General features: G+C 47.4%; 27 protein-coding genes. 24 read left to right on the forward strand and 3 right to left on the reverse strand.

Annotation, left to right across the window (positions count from 1 at the left end; genetic code table 11):
• Nucleotides 1-174: 174 nt before the first annotated feature.
• The 3 genes from MKY98_RS06035 to MKY98_RS06045 form a co-directional block, all read right to left on the reverse strand.
• Nucleotides 175-2,076 carry a 5'-nucleotidase C-terminal domain-containing protein gene (locus MKY98_RS06035; RefSeq protein ID WP_069011546.1) on the reverse strand — a complete coding sequence of 634 codons (1,902 nt, stop codon included), beginning with the start codon at nucleotides 2,074-2,076 and terminating at the stop codon, nucleotides 175-177.
• Nucleotides 2,077-2,270: 194 nt separating this feature from the next.
• Nucleotides 2,271-2,696: an ImmA/IrrE family metallo-endopeptidase gene (locus tag MKY98_RS06040; RefSeq protein WP_069011547.1), complete on the reverse strand. Its 426-nt coding sequence runs from the start codon at nucleotides 2,694-2,696 to the stop codon at nucleotides 2,271-2,273.
• 11 nt (nucleotides 2,697-2,707) lie between these two features.
• Nucleotides 2,708-3,181 carry a helix-turn-helix domain-containing protein gene (locus tag MKY98_RS06045; protein WP_069011548.1) on the reverse strand — a complete coding sequence of 158 codons (474 nt, stop codon included), beginning with the start codon at nucleotides 3,179-3,181 and terminating at the stop codon, nucleotides 2,708-2,710.
• Between the two features lie 299 nt (nucleotides 3,182-3,480).
• On the opposite strand from MKY98_RS06045, the gene MKY98_RS06050 reads away from it, so the two are divergent.
• From MKY98_RS06050 to MKY98_RS06165, 24 genes are all read left to right on the forward strand, one after another.
• Entirely contained in the window at nucleotides 3,481-3,957 is a 477-nt protein-coding gene (locus MKY98_RS06050; protein WP_029516157.1) for an ArpU family phage packaging/lysis transcriptional regulator, read from the forward strand.
• Between the two features lie 339 nt (nucleotides 3,958-4,296).
• Nucleotides 4,297-4,431 carry a hypothetical protein gene (locus tag MKY98_RS06055; protein ID WP_256026078.1) on the forward strand — a complete coding sequence of 45 codons (135 nt, stop codon included), beginning with the start codon at nucleotides 4,297-4,299 and terminating at the stop codon, nucleotides 4,429-4,431.
• Complete coding sequence (locus MKY98_RS06060; RefSeq protein ID WP_069011549.1) at nucleotides 4,428-5,288, forward strand: hypothetical protein; 861 nt, start codon at nucleotides 4,428-4,430, stop codon at nucleotides 5,286-5,288. Before MKY98_RS06055 ends, MKY98_RS06060 begins: the two co-directional genes overlap by 4 nt.
• Nucleotides 5,289-5,298: 10 nt before the next feature.
• Nucleotides 5,299-5,517, forward strand: a complete 219-nt coding sequence (locus MKY98_RS06065; RefSeq protein ID WP_069011550.1) for a hypothetical protein — start codon at nucleotides 5,299-5,301, stop codon at nucleotides 5,515-5,517.
• Between the two features lie 2 nt (nucleotides 5,518-5,519).
• Nucleotides 5,520-6,986: a phage tail sheath family protein gene (locus MKY98_RS06070; RefSeq protein WP_029516160.1), complete on the forward strand. Its 1,467-nt coding sequence runs from the start codon at nucleotides 5,520-5,522 to the stop codon at nucleotides 6,984-6,986.
• 122 nt (nucleotides 6,987-7,108) lie between these two features.
• Nucleotides 7,109-7,516, forward strand: a complete 408-nt coding sequence (locus MKY98_RS06075) for a phage tail tube protein (RefSeq protein WP_069011551.1) — start codon at nucleotides 7,109-7,111, stop codon at nucleotides 7,514-7,516.
• Between the two features lie 76 nt (nucleotides 7,517-7,592).
• Nucleotides 7,593-8,027 (forward strand): phage tail assembly chaperone, encoded by a 435-nt coding sequence (locus MKY98_RS06080; protein ID WP_007429164.1) that lies wholly within the window; start codon nucleotides 7,593-7,595, stop codon nucleotides 8,025-8,027.
• A 23-nt stretch (nucleotides 8,028-8,050) separates the two neighbouring features.
• Nucleotides 8,051-8,182 carry a hypothetical protein gene (locus MKY98_RS06085; protein ID WP_019686368.1) on the forward strand — a complete coding sequence of 44 codons (132 nt, stop codon included), beginning with the start codon at nucleotides 8,051-8,053 and terminating at the stop codon, nucleotides 8,180-8,182.
• A 21-nt stretch (nucleotides 8,183-8,203) separates the two neighbouring features.
• Nucleotides 8,204-10,216 carry a hypothetical protein gene (locus MKY98_RS06090; protein ID WP_069011552.1) on the forward strand — a complete coding sequence of 671 codons (2,013 nt, stop codon included), beginning with the start codon at nucleotides 8,204-8,206 and terminating at the stop codon, nucleotides 10,214-10,216.
• 36 nt (nucleotides 10,217-10,252) lie between these two features.
• Nucleotides 10,253-10,897, forward strand: coding sequence for a LysM peptidoglycan-binding domain-containing protein (locus MKY98_RS06095; RefSeq protein WP_069011553.1), 645 nt, complete (start codon nucleotides 10,253-10,255; stop codon nucleotides 10,895-10,897).
• Complete coding sequence (locus MKY98_RS06100) at nucleotides 10,894-11,871, forward strand: XkdQ/YqbQ family protein (RefSeq protein ID WP_069011554.1); 978 nt, start codon at nucleotides 10,894-10,896, stop codon at nucleotides 11,869-11,871. Before MKY98_RS06095 ends, MKY98_RS06100 begins: the two co-directional genes overlap by 4 nt.
• Entirely contained in the window at nucleotides 11,864-12,271 is a 408-nt protein-coding gene (locus MKY98_RS06105; protein ID WP_014280222.1) for a hypothetical protein, read from the forward strand. Before MKY98_RS06100 ends, MKY98_RS06105 begins: the two co-directional genes overlap by 8 nt.
• Nucleotides 12,264-12,728 carry a DUF2634 domain-containing protein gene (locus MKY98_RS06110; RefSeq protein WP_039269491.1) on the forward strand — a complete coding sequence of 155 codons (465 nt, stop codon included), beginning with the start codon at nucleotides 12,264-12,266 and terminating at the stop codon, nucleotides 12,726-12,728. The genes MKY98_RS06105 and MKY98_RS06110 overlap by 8 nt, the downstream gene beginning before the upstream one ends.
• Entirely contained in the window at nucleotides 12,728-13,879 is a 1,152-nt protein-coding gene (locus tag MKY98_RS06115; RefSeq protein ID WP_069011555.1) for a baseplate J/gp47 family protein, read from the forward strand. Before MKY98_RS06110 ends, MKY98_RS06115 begins: the two co-directional genes overlap by 1 nt.
• A complete protein-coding gene (locus MKY98_RS06120) occupies nucleotides 13,872-14,546 on the forward strand; it encodes a YmfQ family protein (RefSeq protein ID WP_069011556.1) in 675 nt (224 codons plus the stop codon). Before MKY98_RS06115 ends, MKY98_RS06120 begins: the two co-directional genes overlap by 8 nt.
• Before the next feature lies 1 nt (nucleotide 14,547).
• The gene (locus MKY98_RS06125) at nucleotides 14,548-17,145 is read left to right on the forward strand and encodes a hypothetical protein (RefSeq protein ID WP_069011557.1); all 2,598 of its coding nucleotides are present in this window, start codon (nucleotides 14,548-14,550) and stop codon (nucleotides 17,143-17,145) included.
• 12 nt (nucleotides 17,146-17,157) lie between these two features.
• Nucleotides 17,158-17,775 carry a hypothetical protein gene (locus tag MKY98_RS06130; RefSeq protein WP_069011558.1) on the forward strand — a complete coding sequence of 206 codons (618 nt, stop codon included), beginning with the start codon at nucleotides 17,158-17,160 and terminating at the stop codon, nucleotides 17,773-17,775.
• 58 nt (nucleotides 17,776-17,833) lie between these two features.
• A complete protein-coding gene (locus MKY98_RS06135; RefSeq protein ID WP_069011559.1) occupies nucleotides 17,834-18,100 on the forward strand; it encodes a hypothetical protein in 267 nt (88 codons plus the stop codon).
• 87 nt (nucleotides 18,101-18,187) lie between these two features.
• Nucleotides 18,188-18,634 carry a phage holin family protein gene (locus MKY98_RS06140; protein WP_039269501.1) on the forward strand — a complete coding sequence of 149 codons (447 nt, stop codon included), beginning with the start codon at nucleotides 18,188-18,190 and terminating at the stop codon, nucleotides 18,632-18,634.
• 153 nt (nucleotides 18,635-18,787) lie between these two features.
• The gene (locus MKY98_RS06145) at nucleotides 18,788-19,753 is read left to right on the forward strand and encodes a glycoside hydrolase family 25 protein (protein WP_069011560.1); all 966 of its coding nucleotides are present in this window, start codon (nucleotides 18,788-18,790) and stop codon (nucleotides 19,751-19,753) included.
• A gap of 754 nt (nucleotides 19,754-20,507) precedes the next feature.
• A complete protein-coding gene (locus MKY98_RS06150) occupies nucleotides 20,508-22,163 on the forward strand; it encodes an ABC transporter substrate-binding protein (protein ID WP_069011561.1) in 1,656 nt (551 codons plus the stop codon).
• Between the two features lie 29 nt (nucleotides 22,164-22,192).
• A complete protein-coding gene (locus MKY98_RS06155) occupies nucleotides 22,193-23,197 on the forward strand; it encodes an ABC transporter permease (RefSeq protein WP_029516174.1) in 1,005 nt (334 codons plus the stop codon).
• A 35-nt stretch (nucleotides 23,198-23,232) separates the two neighbouring features.
• The gene (nikC, locus tag MKY98_RS06160; RefSeq protein WP_029516175.1) at nucleotides 23,233-24,144 is read left to right on the forward strand and encodes a nickel transporter permease; all 912 of its coding nucleotides are present in this window, start codon (nucleotides 23,233-23,235) and stop codon (nucleotides 24,142-24,144) included.
• Nucleotides 24,145-24,377: 233 nt separating this feature from the next.
• Nucleotides 24,378-25,520: a hypothetical protein gene (locus MKY98_RS06165; RefSeq protein WP_165144627.1), complete on the forward strand. Its 1,143-nt coding sequence runs from the start codon at nucleotides 24,378-24,380 to the stop codon at nucleotides 25,518-25,520.
• Nucleotides 25,521-25,528: the final 8 nt, after the last annotated feature.

The raw sequence follows: 25,528 nt of genomic DNA on the forward strand, positions 1-25,528 counted from the left end.
CGAGTGACTCTTCTCCATCATACCTCTCGGTTCACAACTTGTCAGCGGTTAAAAGGTTTGCTTTTTAAAAAAATATGCGATGTCCAAATGAGCTTGGACTATCGCATATCTATAAACGCCTGACCTACGGCAGCATCCGGAACCACTAGGATGCTGCCTTTGCTAGCTATCAAATTAGGCCGGGAGATCTAACTTTTGTCCGGGATAAATACGGTGAGGATTCTTCAACTTATTCAACTGTTGAAGCTGTTGCCAGGTGGTACCATGTTTGCGGGAAATGTCATACAGCGTATCCCCGGATTTCACAACATATACATGGCTATTTGTAACTTGTGCAGAATCGGATGTCTGCTGTGGCTTGGCTGTTTGAGACTTTGCCGGTGCAGGTTTTGCGGGCGCTGGTTTCGCAGCCGGTGTAGAGACGGATTGCGGCTTTTCCTGCACAGGTGCGGGTGTTGCGGTTGAAGCAGATGGCGCAGCTTGTGTGGCAGGGACAGACATTTTACCGTCAGCCTTGGCTTCTTGAATGCGACCGTCTGCTTGTACTTGCAGGCTAGCGGAGCCCACCTTTTGCATGTAGCGGATTAACGCCTCATCAAGCGAGCCGAACATACCTGCCTGTGGATATTTAGCGAACATCGTATATTGGTCACCACCTACGGCAGTAAAATCATTGGTGGCCAGTGTATATGTTGCCTCAGGATCAAGTGTCTTTCCGCCGATCAGAATGGAATGAACACGGCTGCCTTTGGCTGCTGATGTGTCTATTTTGAACGAGATACCTGATACCTGCGGGAAACCTCCGCTTGGCTCTGGATAGGAGGCTGTACCATTTTCCAGTGCGGCCTGAATGTCAGAGCCTTTCACCTTCAAGGTAACGATCTGGTTGCCGAAAGGTAGCACAGTGATGACGTCTCCCTTGGTTACCGTTCCCGTCTTGATGGAAGCCCGGATGCCGCCACCGTTCGTTAAAGCCACATCTGCTCCCGAAACGTCACGCATAGCATCGGTGAGCAGGTCACCGAGATTGGTTTCACTTGCACGTACCTTTTCGCGTGCTCCTTCCAGATCCACACTCGTTTGCGTTACAACCTCTTTAAGAATAGGTTCCTGGTCCTTCTGAATGGAGGCGATCAATGCAGCAATTTCAGCGTTGGGCTGAACGTCCACTGCTTGAGTCGAATCAATCAGCTTGGCTTGCTTTTGCGTAACCTTACCGCCGTCGACCCATAAGTCCACAACACCCAAATACTTGGTGTATTCACCTGCGCTAGCGATCAATGTATCATTGTCACTAACCAAGCCTTTTTCCAGTACAGTATGGCTGTGTCCATCGATGAAAATATCAATGCCAGGCACTTCCTTAACAACTTTGAGGCTGGTGTCCTTACTAGACGCATCCTGCCCCAGGTGACCAAGAACAACAACGACATCTACTTTGCTGCGGATTTCATCAACAGCCGCTTTGGCCTCAGCCGCAGGATCGGTGAATTGAATACCCTCAACATTTTTGGGATTCGTCTTATATGCTGTTTCTGGCGTAGTCAGACCGATAATACCGATTTTAACGCCATCCACTTCTTTAATAACATAGGGTTTGAACAAACGTGTTCCGTCTGTTTGTTTAATATTGGCGCTGAGCACAGGGAACTGAATTTCCTTACTTAGCTCGACAAGATGCTTCCAACCATAATTAAACTCGTGGTTACCCGGAACCATAGCATCATAGCGCAGCTTGTTAATCACTTTCACAATGCTCTCACCGTAAACCAAAGTAGCGAAGGTCGTTCCATGAACGGTATCCCCGTCATCTAGCAGCAGTGTATTGGGATTAGAAGCCCGGTACTGATCAATGATACCCGCCAGCTTGGCGAATCCCATTTCCTTGTCATTCGCGACCACGTGGGCATGGGTATCGTTCGTATGTAGGATGGTGATGTGTTTACCGCTGACTGGAGTCGTTGCCGTTCCCGCTGTTCCCACATGGGTTGCTGGGTCTGCTGCTGCTGTACCGAGACACCCAAGTAAAAGCGCGGCAGTCGTCAGGATCGACGAGAGTTTTTTCCATGAGTTCATGTTGTTCCTTCAACCTCCCATAAAATGAATGAATTAGAGAAACCGCTTACGACCACATTTTATCAGATGATTGTAAAAATAACTTCTATTTTATATCAAAGCACTAAAATTTTTTGATATATCGGTTGTTAAACCCATCGTCTAGTTACCTATATTATAGAGGAAGTAATAAACAGTAACCTACGGGTGGGGAACTAGTGTTCTGTTTTGCGATCAAAAAAAAGGGCAGTCTCTTTGGGCAGCCCAATGCGGGGTAAATAGTGATCCAACGTTTCGTCAGCTAGTGGCGGTTTTCCTTCACTCAACAAAAGCACGGCAAACCGATTGGCCTGCTGTTCAAATTTTCCTGGGGAAAAGTAGGAATGCTCCTCCATAAAAAAGCGGCTGATGCCTTTATGCAGTCGGTCATGTCCCAATTCATGCGCACAGACGAACCGTTCCCATTCGGGTGTGAGGCCATTGTGGATAACGATAAATCTTCTACGTAGCTTGTGGTAATACAGCCCTTTGGTTGTGGGGCCTAGATCGCAGTATCGGATATGGATACCCAGGGCTTTCGCAATATCGAAGGGGCAGTTGGTACGGTATTTTCGGACAAGTTTGTGAATGAGTTCGTTCATACGCTCACCTGCTATCCCTGATCTTTGCCCGCTTGGGGCTCTTTGGGCTTTTTATGTTTGTTCATCTGTTTGGCTTCCCAGAACAGACCTGTCAGAACGTCCTTGATCCGTTGACGATCTTTTTCATCCAGCGGAATGCCATCGAACATTAATTCGTCGTCTTCCTCCAGCATTTTTTTAAAATCCCGGCGGTCTTTAGAGGTTGCCCATTCCGGTACAGTAGAAGGATAAAGTTCATATGGACTTTGCTCCATTGAATCATCGTCTCCCCAATATCCGGCGGCCTTCATCATTTCGGTATAGGATACGCTGAGCGCGTCCGCTATTTTGCGGAGAGTGGAGGGTTTGGGAATTCCGCGCAGTCCATTTTCAATGCGGGAAATTTGTGAATTGCTAATACCTGCGGCGTCTGCCAATTGGTTGATGCTCAAGTGTTTGTGCTCGCGCTGCTGTTTTAAGTAAGTTCCGAATGCTGGCTGTTCCACAATGGGGGCTCCTTTCTGCAAGAGAATCATAGATATTGCTTTTATTATACCATTAGGTAAATAGTAAAAGCACGTAATATGCCAAAAGGCATAGGAAAATAAAGCGAATATCCTGTTTTTGGAGCTATACTGCTTTTTTTGAGGATGGATACCTATCCTAAATAATGTTATGTTATACTCAAGATACGAACAAAAGGGGAACACAATGTAAACATGAGCGTTTTCTATTTGAGGATTTTGCAAAATCTTCATTTAAAAATACATCATTGTCAAAAGGCATATAAGGAGTGTTGCTTTACATGAGAAATAACTTACCCGAATTGGACCGTCGCAAAACGCAGAATGCATTGGAGGGTGTGTTTGAGAAATACCGAATTTATAAAACGATTACCTTTATGGATCGGGAGAGCTTTATTACGGCTGGCTATACGGATCGCCCGAGCGGCCCAACAAATGTGACAAGCGATCCAACGGCCCGGACAGCCGTATATAATGTAGATGCTCCTGCCGCCCGCTTGGCCTACTGCGAAATGGTGGATGCCGTAGTGAGCCGCTTGAATGAACGCGAACAGCTGCTTATCCGTGAACGTTATTTAAAGGATGACGATGTGTTCGATTACAAGGTTTACAATTATGTGTTAGACCCGCCAGTCAGCAAGGATACGTATACGAAGCTTCGCACGCGTGCTTTTTACAAAATGGCGCTTGCACTGGCGGACCAAGGCGTTTTAAATTTGGCAGGCTTGCAGAAGGGCGCGGATCGAAAATTGGGTTGATGTAATAATTATCCACTTGTTCTCATTTCTATTTTAAAATGGTTTCCTAAAAGGCTTTGATTTCCTGTAATAACAGGGGTCAAGGTCTTTTTTTACGATACGAACATGTGTTCTCAAAAAACCTCCCAACATCATCCCTATCCTCTGCTTTTATCGTCCATTTCCCCGGCAACGCATTCGTTATTAGGGTGTAAGATTATATCATCGGGAATCAAGACAAGAGGACATACCGAAGACACACACAGTCAAACGTTAGCCGGCCATTAGGGCCGGTTTTTTCATGCGGTGATCGTCTCTGTCGGTTCCCGGGAATTCGTTGAATAGAAAGGAGGAGTCGTGTTGCCTAAGCAAGGGATGCTGCAATGCATGAGTATGGAGCTGCGCCGGATGAGAACACGGAAGTGGAAAAAAGCCTGGCTGAATAGCCACAACATGCGAACGCAGGGTACGCAAAGGTGGCATGCCGCAGAATGAGACAAGCCTTTAAGCAAAAGCTCATTGAAATTATTCCAGCGCTGCAAGGGCGTGTATACGATGTTCAGCCACCGTCGCAGACGGCAGAGGAGCCGTATGCTGTTATGGCGCTGGGCGAGGAAATCTGGAAGTCTTCCTGGGCCGGCTATCGGCAGGTTGTCCGCATCATGCTGTACGCAGGACAAGCCGGACTGGCGCAGGCTGACGTATGGGCGAATGCCCTGATTGCCGGGCTGCACCGGGAACCCGTGACAGGTGCAGGTGAGGATACATCGACTTTTACCGCGCACTATTTGGGCGTGCGGGATGCAGAAAAGCTGGACACCGTTACGGGCAAGGCCTATAGAACGCTTCGTTTTGGCGTGTATGTGCCTGAGACGGAAGGTGGTTTGGCCGTTCCAGCAAGCGGTGCTACACAGCCGGAAGAGTGGCTGGCCGCGCTGGTCCGCTGGACGCAGAAGCAACTGGGTGAAACGTGGTCGGTATACGCCGACGCATGGCCCGCACAGCCGGGGCGGCAAGCGGTACTATGGCGGATGAGCGGCTGCGAAACTAGGATGGCGGGAGCCTCCATGTATGAGCTGCGCAAACGGTTCATCGGGCATATTACCGCCCCGGACACCACCGAGGAAAACCGCGCAGCTTTCGCACTGATCGAGGGCTTTGCCGCTCAAATCCAGCTTCCTCTGGATCAGGACAAGGGCCGTTATATGTCTACAGCTGAAGCTTCAGCCGATTTGCAGGCAGATGCCATTTTAGATGGTCAGCTTCGGCTGATGTTAGTACAGCGGCGTATGCGTCCGGCTGAGGAAGCGGCGTTGATTCGCAGAGTGGAAATTCATCCTATTTTGAAATGAGGTGGTCCGAGTGACCTTGGAAAACCATGAGAAGGCCCCGGTATATGCCGGGCAAGAAGCAAGTGGCCCTCGCTATACGCTGGAGGAGCTAAAAGAGCACGCAGAACCATTGTTTTCCGTGAAAGAAGAAGTGCTGGCAGGCGCCTTTTTTGGCACACAGGACAAGCTGTTTACGGTAGCAGAAGCACACACTAAAATCGAACAATTTATGAAAGCGAAGGTGGACTAATTATGGCAGGCGGAACATGGGAAAACACGAATAAACCGGTATTGCCGGGTTTGTATATGAATTTTCAGGCAGCAGCAGCTTCAGCGATTCAAGGTGGGTCGCGTGGTACGGTCGTTGTGCCCGTTAAGGCGAATTGGGGCCCTGTACGTGAGTTTGTAGAGATCGGCAGTGAAACGGCAATCAGCCAAATCTTTTCGGGTGACAGTCTGGACGGTGCGACCGCGTATTCGACGCTGTATCTGGCTTTGCTGGGCGGTCCGAAAAAGCTCTTAGCCTACCGTTTGGCAGATGATACAGCTGCTGAAGCATCTGTGACGCTGAAAAGCGGCGGTGCGACCCCGGCGGATGTGCTGCGTCTGAAGGCTTTGTACACAGGTAGCCGCGGTAATGGTTTTGCTGTAACTGTACAGCCAACTTTGGGTGATGAGCAAGCTCGTGAGGTGCGCCTCTATGAAGGAACCAAGCTGCTCGGCACGTACAAAGGCAGTGACGGTACGGCTGCCTCTATCGCCAAGGCGATGAACGAGAACAGCGAAAATGTATGGGTGAAGGCCGAAGTTGTCGGCGACGGCGGCATTCCGGTGGATGTCAGCGGCGTACACCTCACTGGCGGCAACAGCGGCAATAGCAAGCTGGTTAATGCCGATTACATCGCGATGCAGGAGGCACTTGAAGGGCAGGAATTTAATGTCTTGGCTCTGGATTATGCAGCTGATCTGGCATTGCTGCAAAGCTTCGCTGCCTGGATCAAGCGTGTCCGGGGCGAAGGTAAAGGCGTAATCGCTGTATTCGGCGGTTCTGCGGCAGATGATGTGTCCAAAACGGCTGTTAGCTTGGCCTCTGCACGTTCCCTGGCGCTGAACCATGAAGGCATCGTGAACGTCGGTACAGGCGTACGTCTGGCAGGTACGGACTACAGTTCTGCCCAAACGGCTGCTTATGTAGCCGGACTGATTGCAGGCCAACGTCTGAATCAATCGGCGACTTATGCGGTTACGCCTTTTGAGGATGTAACCCGCCGCTGGACACGCTCTGAGCAGGAGCAGGCTGTTCGTAATGGTGTCTTCCTGCTGTTCTTCGACGGCCGTCAGGTCAAAGCGCTGCGCGGGATCAACAGCTTGGTGAATCCATCTGCCGGGCAAAACAACGCATGGAAGAAAATTCGTTCCATCCGTGTCATGGACGCTATTAACGCTGACTTGCAGCGTGCAGCTGAAGAGACTTACATTGGCAAAATCAACAATACGGTGGAAGGCCGTCTGGCACTTATCGGTGCAATCAAAGAATACTTGGCACAGCTGTCGCTGAGCAATGTCATCGAAGCAGATGGCTACGATGTCATTCTCGACCCGGCTTACTACGGCGATGCGCCAGTCATCAAACCGGAGCCGGATCAAGTGTTCCTGCAATGGAACGTGAAGCTCACCGACGTGATGGAGCAGCTGTTCGGCACATTTTACGTGCAATAAATAAGCATTTTACGTGTATAAGCATTTTGCAGGCAATCGGCAGAAATGAAGTAGCTTTTTAACAACGAGGATTTTATGAAATCCCGAACTATATTATGGATTATTTTGAGGAGGAAAAAGAAATGTTGGATGCTTCAAGAGTCATTTTAGGTACGTTTGGTCAGGCGCATGTGGACGGGGTGTGGCAGACGAATATCAATAAGCTGGAAGCTAGCGTAGAAATGGAAAAACGCGAGCTGAATCTCGTGGGCAACGAGTGGAAGGTGCACAAGCGTGGTATCAAAAAAGGGACGGGAACAATGAGTGGCTACAAGGTCACATCCGATATGATTCGTCGCGGTTTTAACCGTTTTGAGATTATTACTAAATTGGATGATCCAGAAGCCTTCGGACATGAAAGTATTCGTCTTATTCGTTGCACTCCTGACAAAATCCAGCTGGCCAACTGGACAGCAGGTGAAGAAGTACAGGAAGAAACGACCTTCACCTTCGAAGGCTATGAGCTGCTGGATCCGATTGTAGCGAACTAAATTGGAAAACGGGGGATGGGATGCTGTCAGGCGTTCCGTTCCCCAAATACAAATGAACAATAAGGGAGAATGACTTATGAGCTTGAATGAGAATATGACAGAAGAACAAATTTTGGACAGCCTGTTTGAAGCTGCTGAAAAACTACCAGAGGAAACGGTACGTATCAAGCGCCTCGATATGAAAATTGTACTGCACGGTTTGACCTCCAGCAAAGTGGACAGCATTCGTGAACGCTGCACAATTCGCCGAACCGTGAAGGGGGCTGTAGATGAAAAAGTAGATACTGAAACGTTCAACGCCTTGTTGATTTCGGAAGCTACCGGCAAGCTGGAAGTGAAAGGCTTGTCCCTTAATGGTTGGGGCGATCCCCGTATTACAAGCCGCTTAAAGCTGTCCGGTGGCGAACAGTCTGTCCGCCGTATGCTGCTGGCGGGTGAGCTGGATGCAGTAGGGGATAAGGTGCTGGAGCTGTCCGGTTTTGGCGTTGAGATTGCTGACCTAAAAAACTAATCGGCTCCGGGGGAATGACGACGATGCTGTACCACTTGTGGGTCCGGCACCACCTCCGCCCCGGAGACTTTTGGCGGCTTCCCCGCGGTGAGCGTATGCTGCTGCTGGCGTTTGCCGAACAGGAAATGGATAGCATAGCAGCTTCAAAAGCATAAACAAGGAGGTGAACATGATAGATGGCAGAAGCATTAAATTACCGCATGAACCTTGTGATTGATCCTAAAAACGTCATTAAGGCGAACAGAGAATTGCGCGCAATGGAACGTTATTTTGAGCGGATTCAAGGACGTGTGTTGAAAATCGGCCGCACTCGCATGGCCCCGGAAATTGTGCTGAACGATATGGCTTCCAAAGGCTTGGATAATCTGTTAAACAAGATTAACCGGGTTAAATCCCAGATTATTAATGCCTCGGGCAGTGTGAATTTGAAGGTAAGCAGTAGCAGTAGTGTGTCCATCGACGGCATTAGTGGTCTTATAACAGCGTTGGAGAACAACACGAAGGCAGTTAGAGGCAACACTGGTTCAAACATACTAAATAGTACAAAACCTAAAGCAGAAGAGGAAAGTAAACTTCCTGCTTGGGCTGAGGCACTGCAAAAGTATAATGAACCTGCTAAGGTTGTCCAGGAAGTGTACAAAGGGGTTACAGGTGAAGATTTAAGTCTTCAAACGTTTAAAAAGATGCCCGCCGCTTTTATGGAAACCAGACAAACGTGGAAGGAAGGCGGAGCAAAAGGAGTACTTAAAAAATTCTTTTTTCCAGATAAGAAAGAAGATGCTGCAGAAGGAAATGCTGAAGGCGCTTCAGGCAATAAAGACCTTTCGGAGATTAAAGAGTTAATTCAGAAATTAATTCAAGTTACCTCAGATAAATCTACTGGCGGGTTTGGCGGTGGCGGCGCAAGTAGCCCGGGAAGAAGGAACAAACGTTCAGGGGGTAGAAGATCTGGTAATAGAGGCGGTAGTCGTCGGTCTTCGAGTAGTCAAAGAGATTTTAATTCAAGAGCCGGAGAGATAGCAAGAATTAATATTAGAGATCGGAACTCGATACAAGGAAACAGAAGCGGACGACAAAACGCTGGAGGTTCAGCAGAATCCAATCCTCGGATTAACCCTGCCCGAAGGGTTCCAAGCCCAAGAAATCATCCGAGAAATCCTGGTAATCGCCGCTCTTCCAAGTCGGGTGGTATTCTTAGCTTTGCAGGCGACTTGCTAACGGGTGGAACAGATATAGATGCTTCTTCTGTCCTAGATATGGTGAGCGATAGCGGATTAGTTGAAAAAGTGAGTAAGGGCCTGGGCGTAAGCAAAAAGTTCATTAGTGGGCCTTTGGGGGTTCTGGCAGATGCAGCAAGCATAGCTACAGCAGCTCCGGGCAAGGAACGCGCACAAGCGATTGGTTCCACCGTAGGTGGGGCGGTTGGGAGTACGGTAGGCGGAGCAATTGGAACATTTTTGCTTCCAGGTGTCGGCACTGCTGTTGGCTCATATGTGGGCGGTTTAGCAGGTGACTTTTTAGGGGGCAAAGTGGGCGGTTGGATTTCAGACCATGGCTCTGAAATAAAGGAAAAGGCATCCAAAGTAACCGGATGGCTTTCTGAGAAGAGCGAAGCCTTTGGTGATAGCATCTCTAACTTCTTCTCTTTTGGTAAAAAAGATGAACCTAAGAAAGCCCCAGCTAAGCCGCCTGAAGTACCTAAACCTGCTATACCACCTCAACCTGCTGTAGCTGTGGCTACCAAACCGTTAACACCTATGCCACCATTTCCGGGGTTACCACCCGGCTCTCAAGTGATGTATGGACCTCAGCAACCAGGTGCAAAAGGTGTCCCTAATCCTTATGGACCGATGGCTATAGCTAACCAGGGAGTCAATCCCAACCCACTACTGAATACTGCGGCTCATGCGAATAATGGAGCCAAAGCTAAAGGCAAAGGTAATGGTAATCCGACACCTCAAGTAGTACAGATCAGTCCTGAACAAATGGGAACACTGTCTGGCTTTTTGAAGGATTTTAAAACGGAAACCACCAACCAATTCAATCTTCCTGCGGGGGCTGTACAGGTCACTGTACATGAGAACAAGCTGGATGTGGATGGGCTTATTATGCAAATTGGCCACCGTCTCAAAGCTGAAATTCTGCGTGCAACGCAGAACACCAAGCCTGTAGGCGCTGTAGCTAAGTAATACAGTAGATGGGAGTAATGGGGAGGGAGGAAAGAGATGGAATTTAGTTTGACGGATGGTAAAGGAAAAAAGTTTCAGTTTCCGGTAAATCCTGAGGAAGTGACGATCTCACGGCAAAAAGGGTTTGATACAACGACGATTTTATCCTATGGGGAGTTTGACTTCCCGCAAGGGGAGAAGGTGAAGGAAATTTCCTTCTCTTCTTTTTTTCCGAAAGAATACAATCCAGCGTATTGCACATACAAAGATATTCCTGATCCGCAGGAGGCCATGAACACGTTGAATGGCTTTTTGTTATCTAAGAACCCGCTACGTTTTATTATTACGGAGACAGCCGTGAATGTGCCAGTAATTGTGGCATCTCATAATTCGATCTTTCGCGGCGGCGAGTATGGAGATGTGAATTTTGATCTGTCACTGCGGACCTGGAGTGATATGAAAGTTGCCAAAAAAGCTGGTGGCACAGGAAGTAAGGCGGCTACGGTTAACAAAAAGCCCCGCACAGATATGAAAGAAAAGAAAAAAATATATACGGTTAAGTTCGGGGATTCCTTGTCCAAAATTGCCAAGCTCGAATTGGGGGATAGCTCGCAATGGAGTCGTATTTATCAGCTTAACAAAAAGGTTATTGGGCAAAATCCGAATGCAATTAAACCGGGGCAAAAGCTGGTGTTGTCATGAGCTATAAAGTCATTTTACAGGATAAATATGATTTGTCGCCGCTTGTGGAGAACATTAATTTGAGGGACTCGCTGGAACAAATCGCCTATCAGGGAACCGTCAATCTAGTCGTTACGTCGGATATGCCCGCTATTTCCCCTGGGATGTCCATTCGGGTTAGCGGGATTCCTTATGGTAAAAAAGATTATGTTCCCTTGTTGTCCCCTGCCGTGATTTGGGAAGTAGAAACATCTAACAACGGGCTTAAACGCATGACGCTGACGTTGTATGACCGTACAGTGTATTTGGACAAGTCAGAGGATGAATATTTACTCCCTGCCAAGCAGACGGCTACTCAGCGTTTTCAGAAGTATGCTAGGGACTGGAAGTTGAAAATCGCTTCATTGCCAGATACGAAAAAAACGCTGGGACGCGCCGTATACCGCACACAGTCCATCTATTCTATGATGCTGGGAGATCTGCGCGAAACGGCAAAGGCGGGGGGAAAGCTGTATCATCCGCGGATGATTTCTTCCGGGTTGGATCTGTACGAGCTAGGAACGAACAAAGACGTGTATGTTTTGGAGAGAGTGACTGATACGACACAGTCCCGCACGCTGGAAGGTGCAGCTACGAGGGTGAAAGTGCTGGCTACGGCGGCTAGTGAAACAGGTAATGAGGTTCCTTCCAAGGTGATGGCGCTTGAGGAAAAGGACATTGCCAAATATGGGACACTTCAGGTGATCGTGCAGGATGACGAGGTCAAGTCCGGTGCAGCAGCCCGTGAGCTGGCTAAAAGTAAGCTGAGAGGCATACAGCAAACGATATCGGTAAATGCACCAGATATGAACACGATTCGAGCAGGAGACGCAGTGATGCTAGGTTCCATAAAGCTACTGGTCATTTCAGTGAGCAGGGAATTGGGCAACCCCGGCAGTATGTCGCTGGAGCTCGGAACGTATGACGATGTAAAAAGGAGGTTTTACCTTGAATAAGGACCCCTACGGGCATTTGGCTACTGCGCTGCAATCTTCATTTCATAAGCACACCAAGCAAGCGCTGAGTGGAGTGGGCGCGGTACTAGGCACGATCACCTCCACGGGACTCAAGCTGGACGATTTTAAACATGAGCTTCAGGATTATCTGGTCGCGGAGCTGCCGGGACTGCTATCTGTACCACGCCATATGTACAAAGGTACCTCAACCGCAGTGGAATCAGAAAATTGGGAAGGTAAAGAGCTGAAAACTTCCTTTTATATCGGGGAAGACGAGCTGGAGGATGTGAATCTCAGTTTGAACGAAGGACTCAAGCCTGGAGATCGTGTACTGGCGGTTCGGGTGAATAGCGGCAATGATGTGGTGGTCGTGTGCAAGGTGGTGAGTGGACGTGGCTAATTTATTTCCCGAAACAGATGATATGATCTGGACAGACAGGGATATGACCGACCCGGATATACTGGAGGATAACCGTGCAGTATTTGGGCGAAGCTGGAGGTTTGATTTTGAAGCCGGCGAGTTTGTTATGAGCCCTAGTCGTAAAATCGTGACTACAGGGGAGAAAGAAGCGTGGGTACAGTGGTGTGAAAAAGCGATTCGCACTCCTCGCTACCGGCATGTGATCTATTCACCTGACTATGGGAGTGAGCTGGAGGAGCTCATTGGCAGCAGCTATGGGCACGGTGTGCAGGAAAGTGAAATTAAACGCATGGTCACAGAGGCGCTACTAGCAGATGCACGTACGGCTAGTGTGGATCAGTTCACGTTTCGCTGGGAAGGCGAGGCGTGCCATTTTAGCTGCCAGATTACGAACGTGCGGGATGAAACGGAAATTGTGGAAAGTGTGGTGATCTAATGGCAGACTTGCCGGAATATTTGGTAGACCAGACGGAAGAGGAAATTTTAAATCGAATGCTGGAAAAAGTGCCTTCGGATATTGATAAGTCCGAGGGCTCTTTTATTTGGGATGCGCAGGCGCCGGTGGCATTCATGCTCTCGGAAGCGGCGATCTGGGCGCAGGAGCTGCTGCGTCGGGGCTTTGCCAGCACAGCAGCCAGCGACAACCCGGATTTTCGTTCGCCGGAGCTGGATTTGCGGACAGCAGAGCATGGGGTGACACGGCGAGAAGCGGTTGCGGCCTCAGGTATGGTTACGTTCACGGGCACAGCGGGAACGACTGTCCCGGCGGGAACCTTGGTGGCGACCCCGGCAGATGATGTATCCGGGGAAGCTTCTATTGAGTATGCGACCACGGCTTCGGTCACGCTGGATGAACAAGGTGCCGGGGAAGCGGCTATTCGGGCGGTCAACCCCGGGCGCAGCGGTAATGTACCTGCGGGCGTCATCCAGGTGATGGCCACTCCGATTAGCGGGGTTGCCTCTGTGATCAATACGGAGGAAACCAAAAGCGGTACAGACGTTGAGAGCGACCAGCTATTGCTGGAGCGTTTTTATGCCAAGGTGCGGAACCAGGGCACAAGCGGCAACAAGGCGCAGTATACTCAGTGGGCGAATGAGATTGCTGGAGTGGGTGGCGTGGAAGTAGTTCCGCTCTGGAAAGGACCGGGAACAGTGGGGTTATATGTGCTGGATACGGATAAACGCGCAGCCAGCCCAGATATCGTCGCTGCGGTGCAGAAGTACATCGATCCGACGCAGGATGGACAAGGAGAAGGACTGGCGCCAGCGGGCCCTGTGGTGACGATCATGCCAGCAGCAGAAGTGGAGATTAACATCTCAGTCAAGGTACAGCGTACCAAAGAGAAGCCGTCCACACTGGATGAAATCAAAAAGCTCATCGAGAGCGGTGTGCGGACGTATTTGAAGCAGCTTGCCTTTTACAAGGAAGACCCGTTGGTACGGTATACCCGGATTTCTGCTGTTTTGCTCGATATTCCGATTATTATTGATTTCTCTGAACTGAAAATCAATGGACAGAGCAATCAGAATATTGAGATTGGCTCAGGCCAGGTAGCCGTGCTGGGGACGGTGAGCGTCAGTGAGTAACAATGGAACGAACAGTTTTGGCGATTTATTGAATAACCCAGACCAGGGAAAACATGCAAACCGTAGTGGCACTTTGGTTAATCGAGTAACGATAGCGGAAGATACAGTGGGCCAAATGAGCAGCGAGCGAGGACGTGAGCTGCTTTCCTATTTGCCTTCCTATTACGAAACCTCACGCGTGATGCGTTCCGATATGGATGCTAAAGGAAGCGAATTGGACGCCTTGTATCTTGCAATGGATGCAACGGTGGGACAGTTTTTTGTACGTACCGCCACATGGGGGTTGGAACGCTGGGAAATGGAGTTGGGGATTGAAACCGATCTGGCGAAGCCATTGGACCAACGGCGTGCGGTGGTGGAGTCGAAGCTGCGAGGGGCAGGAACTTTTTCCGGTCGGCTTGTCAAAAATGTAGCAGAGGCGTATGACGGAGGTACGGTAGATGTTATTTTTCACCCTGCCGAATGGGGATTTACGGTCAAATTTATAGATACCATCGGGATTCCACCCAACGTAGATGATCTTAAAGCAGCCATCGAGGAGATCAAGCCCGCCCACATGGCAGTGGAGTACAAACTACGCTACCTGACCATTGCCGAAGTGGAGTCTATGACCCTCTATGAAAATGAACATACAACACAGGATAGATATTTAGGAGGTGGCGCATAACATGGCAAGTGAAAAAACACCGAATCTTGGTTTAAATCAAATTGACCGCACATCGCCCAAAACCACGTATTTTGATTTGGAGAAGTATTTGGACCAAAACTGGCGGGCTGTTGATGAATTTGCTGGTGACGTGAATGATGGTGTGAATGCGATCAAGAAGCGTTTGGATACGACAGAGCGTAAGACGGTAACTCTCGAACCCGGGGTGCAGATGGTTCATACGGAAAAGGCTGCGCCATTTTCGCTGACGGGGCTGAGCGGGCGTACGTTGGTGAATTTGTTGGGACGGATGGGTAGCTGCGAGACAGTGAGCGAATGGTCCTCAAACGTAGCTATTGCAATAGACTCTAACAGCAAAACCAACGGCAGCAGTTCATTTAAAATTACGCTGGGTAGTGCGTCTGCAACTGCGTCTGCAAGTTTTTTGACCACACCTGGACGAAAATATATCGCAATAGCGGACGTGAAAAGTGGTAATACCAGCAAGGTGGCGATATCAATAAATGGTATTGCTGGTGCTGTGGGTAACGAGGTAACTTCTGCCTCTGTTTTTGCTCCGTCTGTTGTACGGTTCACGACGAAGGACTATTTTCACATTGTTACAGTCACAGGCACGGGTGCAAGCGGCAATACGTTTAATATGGACAGTGTGCGCGTATACGAGATCAGCGAGGCAGACTACACAGCAGCTGCAAGTTATACGCCAGCACAAGCAGCAGCCAAATGGCCCTATGTTGACAGTTTAATGCCCGTTCGTAATCCATATGCGATACGGTACGGGGAAAACCTATTGCCGAGCTTTTATGAATGGTCCACCGTTGCGCAGGCGGGAACGGCAACAACTATAGGTCCTAATCAGGTGCGGCTAGATAAATCGACGGGGCTGTCTGGCTTTAATACACTGGGGTATAAAGTCAATGCGGTACCAGCAACAGACTATACATTATCGGTCACGGTTGATGTGTCTAACATAGGCGGTACTATTGGATCAGGGGCATACTGGAACTTACAAGCCATGGGAAAGAATGGGGAAGTGTTAGCGGACTTCACAACTGGTCCGTTTGCCACATCCAACGGAACAAAAACAATGGTTAAGAGTTTCACAACGCCAGCCAACACGTCATATTTACAGGTGATTGTAGGTCTTGATATTGCCGCAACAGGTACGGCGGTATTCCGTGATGTTTCTATCAACATCGGCAGCGCAGCCAAACCATTCAAACCACGCGAAGACTCAATGTTAGCGTTGCAAACAGACCTGTACGCCGACCCAGTTACGGGGGCTAATGCGGATACAGTGTTTGAACGTGATGGTCAATACTTCAAGTCCAAGAAGTGGCATGGGGTTACGTTAGACGGGAGTTTAGCATGGGTACAAGGCGAAGGCGGCGCTACTAACGGGAATAGACAGGTTAAAGTGTCGGGGCTGTCGGCTGGAGCGGTAGCGGGTAGCGGCATTGGTACAAAGTTCGACGGTAAGATATTGCCACAAGGCAGTACGGGCAATACACCCGATTCAAACGCAGTCACAGCAGCCGGAGAAATTTACCTAGGCATCCCACTTGCCGATAGTGGATGGGCAGACAGCTACGGCCCGGACCAGAATGACATCAAAGCATACTTTTACGGGTACAAGGCGTACGATGCTAACACCATCACTCCTGCGAATGCTCAAACCATGACCACGGCAACGTGGAACGGTACAGGCACTAAGTATTGGGTTCAGCGTGTAGGCGCACCTAACTTTACCCAATCCGTACCGCAACAATCCTATGCAGGGTATACGCCGTATCAACTTGTATATCAACTTGCAACGCCTACCGTGGAGCCTATCATATCAGAGGGTCAACTTTCCTTTACTGAGGGAGACAATCAGGTTGAAGTAGGCACAGGGATTGTGTTGCGTGAACGGGCTAATCCGGTATTTGAGAGTAACGGCAACTACCAAATAAATAATGCTGCCTTACCGGGTTCGAATCTGTCTAAAATGACAGAAAAGATACTGGCTGTATACCGTGGAAATGTCGTTGATAATAGGTTCAGTCTTATCAGTTTTGCGTCGGCTTATGGTAAACAGATGGCTATAATATACACAAGCAACTACGACCAAGCGGCAACATACACCGCTACGTACCTTATGCTTGACCGTTCGCCAGTCGTGCCGTTTATAGGCTCATATGCAGCCAACGAAAAAACGCTACTTGCGGATTTGGTAGATAGCGTTCAGCAGAACACGGCGCGTGTGTCGGTGCTGGAGAACAAGAAGGCTGACAAGGATAATCCTGCTTGGTTAACACCTACATTGCTTAATGGGTGGTCTTCTTCTTCCGTAAAGTACCTTAAAATGAACGACGAACTTGTCGTTATTAGAGGCATCACAACAGGCGGTGTAGTAGCACCAGGAACGTTGCTGTTCACCTTGCCAGTAGGATACAGACCTGGAAACCTAACAGAAATAAGAGTGCGATCTAGCAACGGGAGCGGGGTCGAATCCCCCAATGCTACAATAATGATAGATTCAGCAGGACAGGTAAAGACGCAGAATACAACCTATATGACCGTCTGGTTAGATGGGCTGTCATTCCTTGCAGAAAAATAAGGAGGTCACAACATGAAAGTAGTTCCTAAAGTAAATACAGAAGGCCTCTATCTGGAGGACGAACTGGTGGACGACACCTTTTCAGGTATCGTCCCTTTTTACACTCTATCTTCGCCTACGCAATCTGAATCTGATACAAACCAACAACTAGACACCCATCGGCTTGCTGACAGTAGCTCTAGTACCACAGATGTAACAAGTTCAGAAAGCATCCCTGCTGGTTATACAGTAGGGATTTCAGTACCACCTGGTCTATACCATCCTCGTTTTGACATCCAAGGTTGGCTGACCTATGAAGCAGTATACGCAGAAAAACTGTTAGAAGCACAAAACGCATACGAGCAACTTAGCAAAGAGGCTCATGCAACGTTTCAGAAGCTGCATGGTGAATGGCAAAACAAGCCTGAAAACGAACGTGGAGACGAACCTGTATATTCTGCTCAGACATTCACGGCCCCAGAGCGCAGAGACCCCACGACATTTTGGAGTGAAGGATTGAGTGAGGAAGCAATTAAGGAACTGACACAAAAAGCAGAGCAACAGCCGAGTGAGACAGATCAATTGAAGCAACGTATTGCAGATCTCGAAGTGACACTGACCCAGCTCATGCTTGGTAACGCAGGAAAATAAGGTGTACTGACAATTATTCGTAATAGAAAAATTTATAAAAAGAGGTGAAGTTATAGTTATGGCCGCTTTATCAGAGGCTCAAATGCGTATTTGTGCTCATGCTTGCATCACTCGCTATGAGCGGGGTGAGGGCGATATAGCAACGATCATGGGAAGTTACGTTTTAGATGAAGAACAGCGTGAACAAGTAATGAAGATTATTTTATCCAAGCGTTCTGATCTAATAGCGGGCAACGTAGAAGGATCGTCATCAACCGATGCTTTAAATGAACAGGAAGAAACGGTTAAATGGTATACCTCTATTTTCCGTAAAAAAACAGTATAGAGAACAAAATAAAAATCATTGTTTTTATGCCCTTGGATCAGTCCAAGGGCATTCACTTTACACCTAGGTTCAAAAGGGGGAACAAATATGCATGAAAAGATCGATCAGATTTGGCTGGGGCTTTCCACGGGGACCTTGATCGGTTATTTTTTCGGGGGGTGGACCACAATGTTGACGTTGCTGTGGTGGATGGTCGTGATCGACTTTTTCACCGGATGGGCAGCGGCCTGGATTAATGGGGAGCTAAAAAGCCGCCAGGGGTATTACGGTATTTTTCGCAAGGTTACCGTGTTTTTGCTCATTACGGTAGCTCACCTAATCGACGGTATTCTCGGGGATGCACATTACTTCCGGGATGCCGTCGTTTTCTTTTATTTAGCGAACGAGCTGTTGTCCATTATTGAAAATGTGGGCAGAATGGGAGTGCCGATGCCGGATATTTTACGGAATGCGGTAGCTATTTTTGAGTCCAAGTCAAGTGGAGAAAAAATAAAGTCAACCGACCCTTCCGACAAAGAGAATAAAGTTTCATAAAGTGCCACCAGTGACCACCACCCAAATAGGCTGACTACCTTTTTGCCCTTTTTTCGGTGTAAAAGTGGAAAAGCCCAGACCGTATGGATGGTCCAAGCATATATAACAGAGACAGAGTGCTACAACATTATAATGACAGGGAGGGAGCGCCTTATGCAAAGTCGTAGCCCTAATGCTACCGAAGGCATTGACGTGTCCCGATATCAGGGAACGATTGATTGGAAGCGTGTACGAGCCGATGGTAAATCGTTTGCCTTTATTAAAGCGAGTCAAGGACAGCGTTACGTCGATCCGACATTTATCACGAATGCAAAAGGGATCAAGGCAGCCGGGCTCTTACTGGGAGCGTACCATTTTGTAGATGCGACCGATGTAAATGCAGCAAAAGCAGAAGCCAGGCATTTCGCCGAGGTGTTGGAGCAGGTGGGTGGGGCGAAAGCGCTGGACTTGCCAGCGGTGATGGATTACGAAAATAATCCGGGAGGGCTTAGCTCGGCCACGATTCATGAGGTTGCGTTGGCATTTGTAACGGAATTTGAACGGGTAAGCGGCTGTAAGCCGATGGTATACACAGGGAATGCTTTTGCTGCCCATTTCAAAGCGCCATTGGGCAGTTATAAGCTGTGGATTGCACGTTATAGTACACGGGTGCCCGGCGACACCACAGCATGGAAGAACTGGGACTTTTGGCAATACAGCGATAGTGGACGGGTTGATGGAATTCAAGGGCCGGTTGACCTGAATGTATACGCCGGAACAGAGGCCGAGCTACGCCAAGCATTTGCAGGAGAAGAGGGGGATGAGTCAATGACAGCAGAGGAAAAAGCGGCATTTAAGGCCCTGCAGCAGCAGGTCGCCGCTCTTGAAAACAGCAAAGATGTGCTCAAGCAGACGTTGAATGAACAAAGCGCTTATATTAAAAAAGTGGATCAGCGGGTAGCTGAGCTGGAGGCGCATCAGACTATGCCTGTACCGACCTGGGCGAAGGAAGCAATGGCTGCCGCTGTTGCATTTCATCCAGCAAGCCCGATTGTGGATGCGAAACTGCCAAGCAGTTACGATTTTTATCGCTTACTGGTCGTACTGAACCGTCTGGGTGTGTTTAAAACGACCAAATGATCTTTTATAAATTTTATGCGAAAAAGGGATTATTTTCATGAAAACTAATCCATACGCCTGAAACGTAAATAGACAGGCGGTTCAAAGGCAACCGCCTGCACTTATTGTAAAGTGATGTTCTTCATGATTTCTACATAAGCTGAACTAGAACGTTTTAAAAGTGTGAATCATTGGGTGGAAATGCAGCATGTCTACCAGCCAAATCAAGCGGTAAAAGCTCTTGTATGTTTGTTTATTTCAGAACATACCTGGGAATTAGGATATTAAGGATGTAGGTTTGGTGCTGAATACATTTTTGAGGTAAGATCATGCTCCTGCTTGGAGGTTAAAGACCCCCAGCAGGAATATATGTTTGGTATGATCGTGTAAGTTGGTTTGTAATATTAATTGACATGATGTATAAAAACATATCGTAATGTATGAAAAACCCCCTTGTCGTCTTCCAGATTTTATAGTAAAGTATCCAATAATCAACTTTGTTTGAGCATAATATTCACTGTTTGTGAGTATATGTCACACTTTCACCACGACCTGACATACTCCTCTTTCTCTTTATCACATCACATTTATTTATTACCCTACAGCATCTCTTACACCACTAGATTATGAACACTTCTGTCCTACTACACCTATTTGATGAACTCGGAACCTGGGATTACAGCTTGAGGACAAGCTTGTCATGTCAATTCAAGAATTGACATTCATCCGGTATCAACGAATTAACAATATATAAGGTGTGAAAGGGGTTTGCTGCATGAGCAAAAAGTATGCAAAACACAAAATCTGGACCGTTCTGCTGGTGCTTGCGCTAGGAGCTGTTTTGGCGCTTTCCGGTTGTGGGGGATCAGGTGAAGGAGCAAAGCCAGAGGCAGGGAAAACACCAAGCGGAGCAGGAGAGGGCGTGCAGGACACGCTTATTTATGGACGCGGCGGAGATTCCGTGGCGCTAGATCCTGCCATTGTGACTGAAAGCGAGTCGCTAAAAATTGGAATGCAAGTGTTCGACACACTGCTGGAATATAAGGAAAACACAACGGAGATCCAACCGGGACTTGCAGAGAGCTGGGAAGTATCACCGGATGGACTGGTCTATACGTTCAAGCTGCGCCAGGGTGTAAAATTCCATGATGGAAGTGACTTTAACGCTGAAGCGGTTGTGTTTAACTTTGACCGCTGGGCTGATCCAAAAAGTCCATACAAATTTGAAGGTGACTCGTTTGACTATTATGATTCTATGTTCGGTCCTGAAGGAAGTAGGGTGATTAAGGAGATTAAAGCGGTAGATGCGAACAGTGTCCAGTTTACACTAAACAAGCCGCAGGCGCCGTTTTTACAAAATATCGCTATGCCATCCTTTAGTATTGCAAGTCCCAAGGCAATTCAGGAGAAAAAGGCTGATTTCAAGAGTAATCCGGTCGGCACGGGGCCTTTTGTATTTAAGGAATGGAAACGGAACGATACCATCACGCTGGAGAAGAATCCAAACTATTGGAAAGAGGGCCAGCCGAAGTTGGCAAAGATCATTGTTCGTTCCATACCCGACAATACCGCGCGATTTAATGCTCTGCAAAATGGAGAAATTGACCTGATGGAGGATTTGAATCCGGATGATGCAAAGCAGCTAGACGGTAATAGCGAATTGGTGAAAATTGAACGTCCCTCCTTTAATGTGGCGTACATTGGATTTAATTTAAAGAAAAAAACATTCAATAATCCCAAGGTGCGCCAGGCGCTGAATCACGCAGTGAACAAACAGGCCATTATTGATGCATTGTTTGCAGGGCAGGCTAAGCCTGCGGTCAATCCGATGCCACCTACGTTATGGGGGTACAACGATAGTATTCAGGACTACGCCTATGATCTGGATAAGGCTAAATCTTTACTGGCGGAAGCAGGCTTTCCTAACGGGCTTCCCGAGCCGTTAACCTTCTATGCAATGCCCGTATCTCGTCCTTATATGCCTGACGGCAAAAAGGTGGCCGAGGCCATTCAAGCCGATTTTGAAAAAATAGGCGTCAAAGTCAACATCCAATCTCCAGAATGGGCTACGTATCTGGATGATCTTAAAGCAGGAGAGAAGGATGATCTGTACATGCTGGGATGGAACGGGGACAATGGTGACCCGGATAATTTCCTTTATACATTGCTGGACAAGGATACGATTCCAGGCAATAACCGTAGTTTTTATGTGAATGAGGAACTCCATAAAGTATTGGTGAAGGCGCAGGTTGAGGTCGATCAGGACAAGCGTGGGGAACTGTATAAACAAGCACAAGTGATTATTAAACAGGATGCACCGTGGATTCCCTTGGTTCACAGCACACCGTTGATGGCAGGTAAAGCGAACCTCAAGGGTTTTGTACCTTCTCCGGCAGGTATGGAAGCGTACGGAAATATTTATTTTGAATAGCCCAAACGCAAGCAGGCGGTGAATAGGATATGAACTCATATATTGTAAAAAGACTGGCCATATTGATTCCTGTATTACTAGGCATGACGCTTATCGTATTTTCGATTATTCATGCTATTCCGGGTGATCCGGCGGAAACCATACTAGGAGATAAAGCTACGGAACAGTCCAAGCAGGCGCTACGTGAGCAATTGGGACTGGATAAGCCGTGGTTTCAGCAATATGGAACCTATTTGAGTGAACTGGCACATGGAGACTTGGGTGATTCCATTCGCACCAGACAGCCGATTGCCCGGGAAATGCTTCCTTATCTGGCGGCTACGCTGGAGTTGACAGTAGCGAGCATGTTTTTTGCCATAGTAGTTGGAATGAACGCTGGCATCGTGAGTGCCTGGAAGCGAAATTCCTGGTTTGACTATGTCAGCATGGTCATTGCACTGGTCGGAGTATCGATGCCGATTTTTTGGCTGGGCTTGATGGAGCAATGGATTTTTGCAAATAAGCTGCATTGGCTTCCTTCCATCGGACGCATGAATTCCCGTGATCCGGTGGAAGCTGTGACACATTTAGCCGTGATTGATGCGTTCATAGGTGGACGTATGGATCAGGTGTGGACCGTTATCAAGCATTTGATCCTACCCAGTATCGCACTGGGAACGATTCCAATGGCGGTCATTGCGCGCATTACCCGTTCCAGTATGCTGGAGGTTATGGATGCGGACTATATCCGTACGGCTCGGGCGAAGGGGCTGGCATCTTTTCAAGTCGTGTACAAACATGCGCTTAAAAATGCTGCGATCCCTGTGCTTACTGTCATCGGTCTTCAGACGGGATCACTACTGGGAGGCGCGGTACTGACAGAAACCATTTTTGCCTGGCCCGGCATCGGGCGGTACATTTTTGAAGCGATCAGCTCGCGTGACTATCCGGTTATTCAAAGCGGAATTCTGATCATAGCGTTTCTGTTCGTCATCATTAATCTGATTGTCGATTTGTTGTACGCGGTTCTCGACCGGCGTATCCGTTATCAGTAATCAAGTCGTCAATTGTTCAAGGGGGAGCTTGTCCGATGTCACAATTTTCAATGGAACCCAACAACATACCGACGACACGCAGTACATTGGCGCATTTGCCTGTTGTGACTGGCCCTTGGAGGGACGCGTGGAGGGCATTCCGTCACAATAAAATGGCGTTCGTCGGCCTGAGCATTATTATCTTCTTTGTCATCATTGCTTTGATCGCGCCGTGGATTGCTCCTTTTGACTATAAAGAGCAAAATTTGGTGAGCCGTTTGCAGCCTCCTTCTGCGGAGCATTGGTTCGGTACGGATGATCTCGGTCGAGATTTACTGACTCGCACGCTGTATGGAGCCAGAATCTCGTTGTGGGTCGGTTTCTTGTCTGTTATTGGTTCAATGATTGTAGGAACCGCCTTAGGTTTAATCGCAGGATTTTACGGAAAATGGGCAGATATGATCATTTCGCGGCTATTCGACATTTTACTGGCATTTCCGGGGATTTTGCTGGCCATTGCTATTGTGGCCATTCTAGGGCCTTCATTGGAAAATGCGTTGTACGCCATTGCCATTGTCAATGTGCCAACGTATGGAAGGTTAGTTCGCTCTAAGGTGCTGAGTGTCAAAACAGAGGAGTATATCACTTCTGCTAGAGCGCTTGGAGCCAATAATACACGAATCATCCTCCGTTATATTTTGCCTAACAGCCTGACACCAATCATCGTACAGGGAACGTTGGGGATCGGAACGGCTATCATTGAAGCGGCAGCGCTTGGATTTCTAGGCTTGGGTGCACAACCTCCTGAGCCAGAGTGGGGTAAAATGTTGTCCGATTCGCGGCAATATATCCAGAACGCGCCGTGGACAGTTATTTTTCCGGGGATATCTATCATGCTGACCGTATTAGGCTTTAATCTGATGGGTGATGGGCTGCGGGATGTATTGGACCCGAGGGCAAAGCGTTAGAGCAAAAGTGGTGAGGGATATAAAGTTGAGTAAAAGGTGTTCTCTGGCCTGTAGCAAATGGCTGGGGGACACCTTTTTTATATTAGATTTTCAAATTCGATTCGAACTGAAAAAGTACAAGTTAAAAATATGTTTACTATTTAATATCTTTCGTATATATTAATATTTGGAAATTATTTTTTCACAAATATTTCCTACAAAACTAGATTGAATTAACAGAGGAGATTATTTCAATGAGCATTTCATTAAGAATAGAACGTAAATCCGGTGGTGAACCAATCGAGTTTGTAAAAGGTGAGATCACTGGCTTTACTTATAAAAATAATAGTTCCCTAAACCTTTCAGCTAAGTCTACAAACTTGGTTCATTCGCTACATATTCTAAGCAAAATTCCGCTTCATTCGCTTCCTTCAGTTATAGACAATGCGGATAATTCCAACATGCTGTACACATGGGCAAACACAGAATATGAACCTGATACTGAGGATTACTATCGAAAATGTAATATCCAAATCGTTAGAAATGAAAACACAATTCGAGATATTACGTTTACACACGCTTACGTACATGAGTATCAAGAACAGATTGATACCAGCAAAGAGATTCTTGAGTTTGAACTTGTTTTAAAACAAAAAGAAGATCAATTGGGAAAAATTCAATATAGTCCTCAGTTAGAACTTAAGGAAACAAGAGAAAAGGAACAGTCTGATGTCTCGGAAAAAGTACTAGAAGATGCATATAGTAAGAATATGTTAGTGTATGCAGGAAGTAATACTTTTCCGTTTGAAAATCCTATGGTAGAACTAGAAAAGACTTGGGTGCGAGGCGTAGAGAAGGTAAAGAATTCTTCAGATACTGTACTACATTATCCTGATCGTAAAGCTTTTACATTAGTAGCTGTTCCTATAGCTCGAAAGAAGTACGGGGACATCACAGCCAATTTACTTCAACATTCACTTGATTACAACCCAGGAAATTTACACTTTAACGAATGGTCATATGAGGCGCAGCAAATTAAAAAATCTAAAGAACACATCGCAATAGTTAATGACGAAGTCAAAAAAGCTAATGCTAATAAAGCTAAAAGTTTTTCGAATAATGAATCTAAGGGATTAGAAAGTGATAAAGATTTATATAATGCTTTTCACAAGATGTATTATAAAATAAATGGAAACTACGTTGACGGGCAATGGAAAATTACTACAATATATTATGATAAATATAATTTTGAGTATAATTTTAAACAAATGTTTACTGGGAACAACAAACTTGGTTGGGCTGCAGCAAACCTAACAAATTTAATGGAATCATGGGGAACATTAAATGAGTATACGTCTTATGTAACAGTAACTGATACAAGAAAAGCTTGGAAGTGAGTGTGAAT

Origin of the sequence: Paenibacillus sp. FSL M8-0228, assembly GCF_038007385.1 — a bacterium.
Classification (GTDB): domain Bacteria; phylum Bacillota; class Bacilli; order Paenibacillales; family Paenibacillaceae; genus Paenibacillus; species Paenibacillus polymyxa_D.

Coding starts and splice junctions, on each gene's coding strand:
- nikC (WP_029516175.1), top strand. CDS start 23,233: ATGTCACAATTTTCAATGGAACCCAACAACATACCGACGACACGCAGT.
- MKY98_RS06130 (WP_069011558.1), top strand. CDS start 17,158: ATGAAAGTAGTTCCTAAAGTAAATACAGAAGGCCTCTATCTGGAGGAC.
- MKY98_RS06075 (WP_069011551.1), top strand. CDS start 7,109: ATGTTGGATGCTTCAAGAGTCATTTTAGGTACGTTTGGTCAGGCGCAT.
- MKY98_RS06090 (WP_069011552.1), top strand. CDS start 8,204: ATGGCAGAAGCATTAAATTACCGCATGAACCTTGTGATTGATCCTAAA.
- MKY98_RS06150 (WP_069011561.1), top strand. CDS start 20,508: ATGAGCAAAAAGTATGCAAAACACAAAATCTGGACCGTTCTGCTGGTG.
- MKY98_RS06115 (WP_069011555.1), top strand. CDS start 12,728: ATGGCAGACTTGCCGGAATATTTGGTAGACCAGACGGAAGAGGAAATT.
- MKY98_RS06135 (WP_069011559.1), top strand. CDS start 17,834: ATGGCCGCTTTATCAGAGGCTCAAATGCGTATTTGTGCTCATGCTTGC.
- MKY98_RS06140 (WP_039269501.1), top strand. CDS start 18,188: ATGCATGAAAAGATCGATCAGATTTGGCTGGGGCTTTCCACGGGGACC.
- MKY98_RS06125 (WP_069011557.1), top strand. CDS start 14,548: ATGGCAAGTGAAAAAACACCGAATCTTGGTTTAAATCAAATTGACCGC.
- MKY98_RS06080 (WP_007429164.1), top strand. CDS start 7,593: ATGAGCTTGAATGAGAATATGACAGAAGAACAAATTTTGGACAGCCTG.
- MKY98_RS06155 (WP_029516174.1), top strand. CDS start 22,193: ATGAACTCATATATTGTAAAAAGACTGGCCATATTGATTCCTGTATTA.
- MKY98_RS06040 (WP_069011547.1), bottom strand. CDS start 2,696: ATGAACGAACTCATTCACAAACTTGTCCGAAAATACCGTACCAACTGC.
- MKY98_RS06100 (WP_069011554.1), top strand. CDS start 10,894: ATGAGCTATAAAGTCATTTTACAGGATAAATATGATTTGTCGCCGCTT.
- MKY98_RS06070 (WP_029516160.1), top strand. CDS start 5,520: ATGGCAGGCGGAACATGGGAAAACACGAATAAACCGGTATTGCCGGGT.
- MKY98_RS06165 (WP_165144627.1), top strand. CDS start 24,378: ATGAGCATTTCATTAAGAATAGAACGTAAATCCGGTGGTGAACCAATC.
- MKY98_RS06085 (WP_019686368.1), top strand. CDS start 8,051: ATGCTGTACCACTTGTGGGTCCGGCACCACCTCCGCCCCGGAGACTTT.
- MKY98_RS06050 (WP_029516157.1), top strand. CDS start 3,481: ATGAGAAATAACTTACCCGAATTGGACCGTCGCAAAACGCAGAATGCA.
- MKY98_RS06095 (WP_069011553.1), top strand. CDS start 10,253: ATGGAATTTAGTTTGACGGATGGTAAAGGAAAAAAGTTTCAGTTTCCG.
- MKY98_RS06035 (WP_069011546.1), bottom strand. CDS start 2,076: ATGAACTCATGGAAAAAACTCTCGTCGATCCTGACGACTGCCGCGCTT.
- MKY98_RS06060 (WP_069011549.1), top strand. CDS start 4,428: ATGAGACAAGCCTTTAAGCAAAAGCTCATTGAAATTATTCCAGCGCTG.
- MKY98_RS06145 (WP_069011560.1), top strand. CDS start 18,788: ATGCAAAGTCGTAGCCCTAATGCTACCGAAGGCATTGACGTGTCCCGA.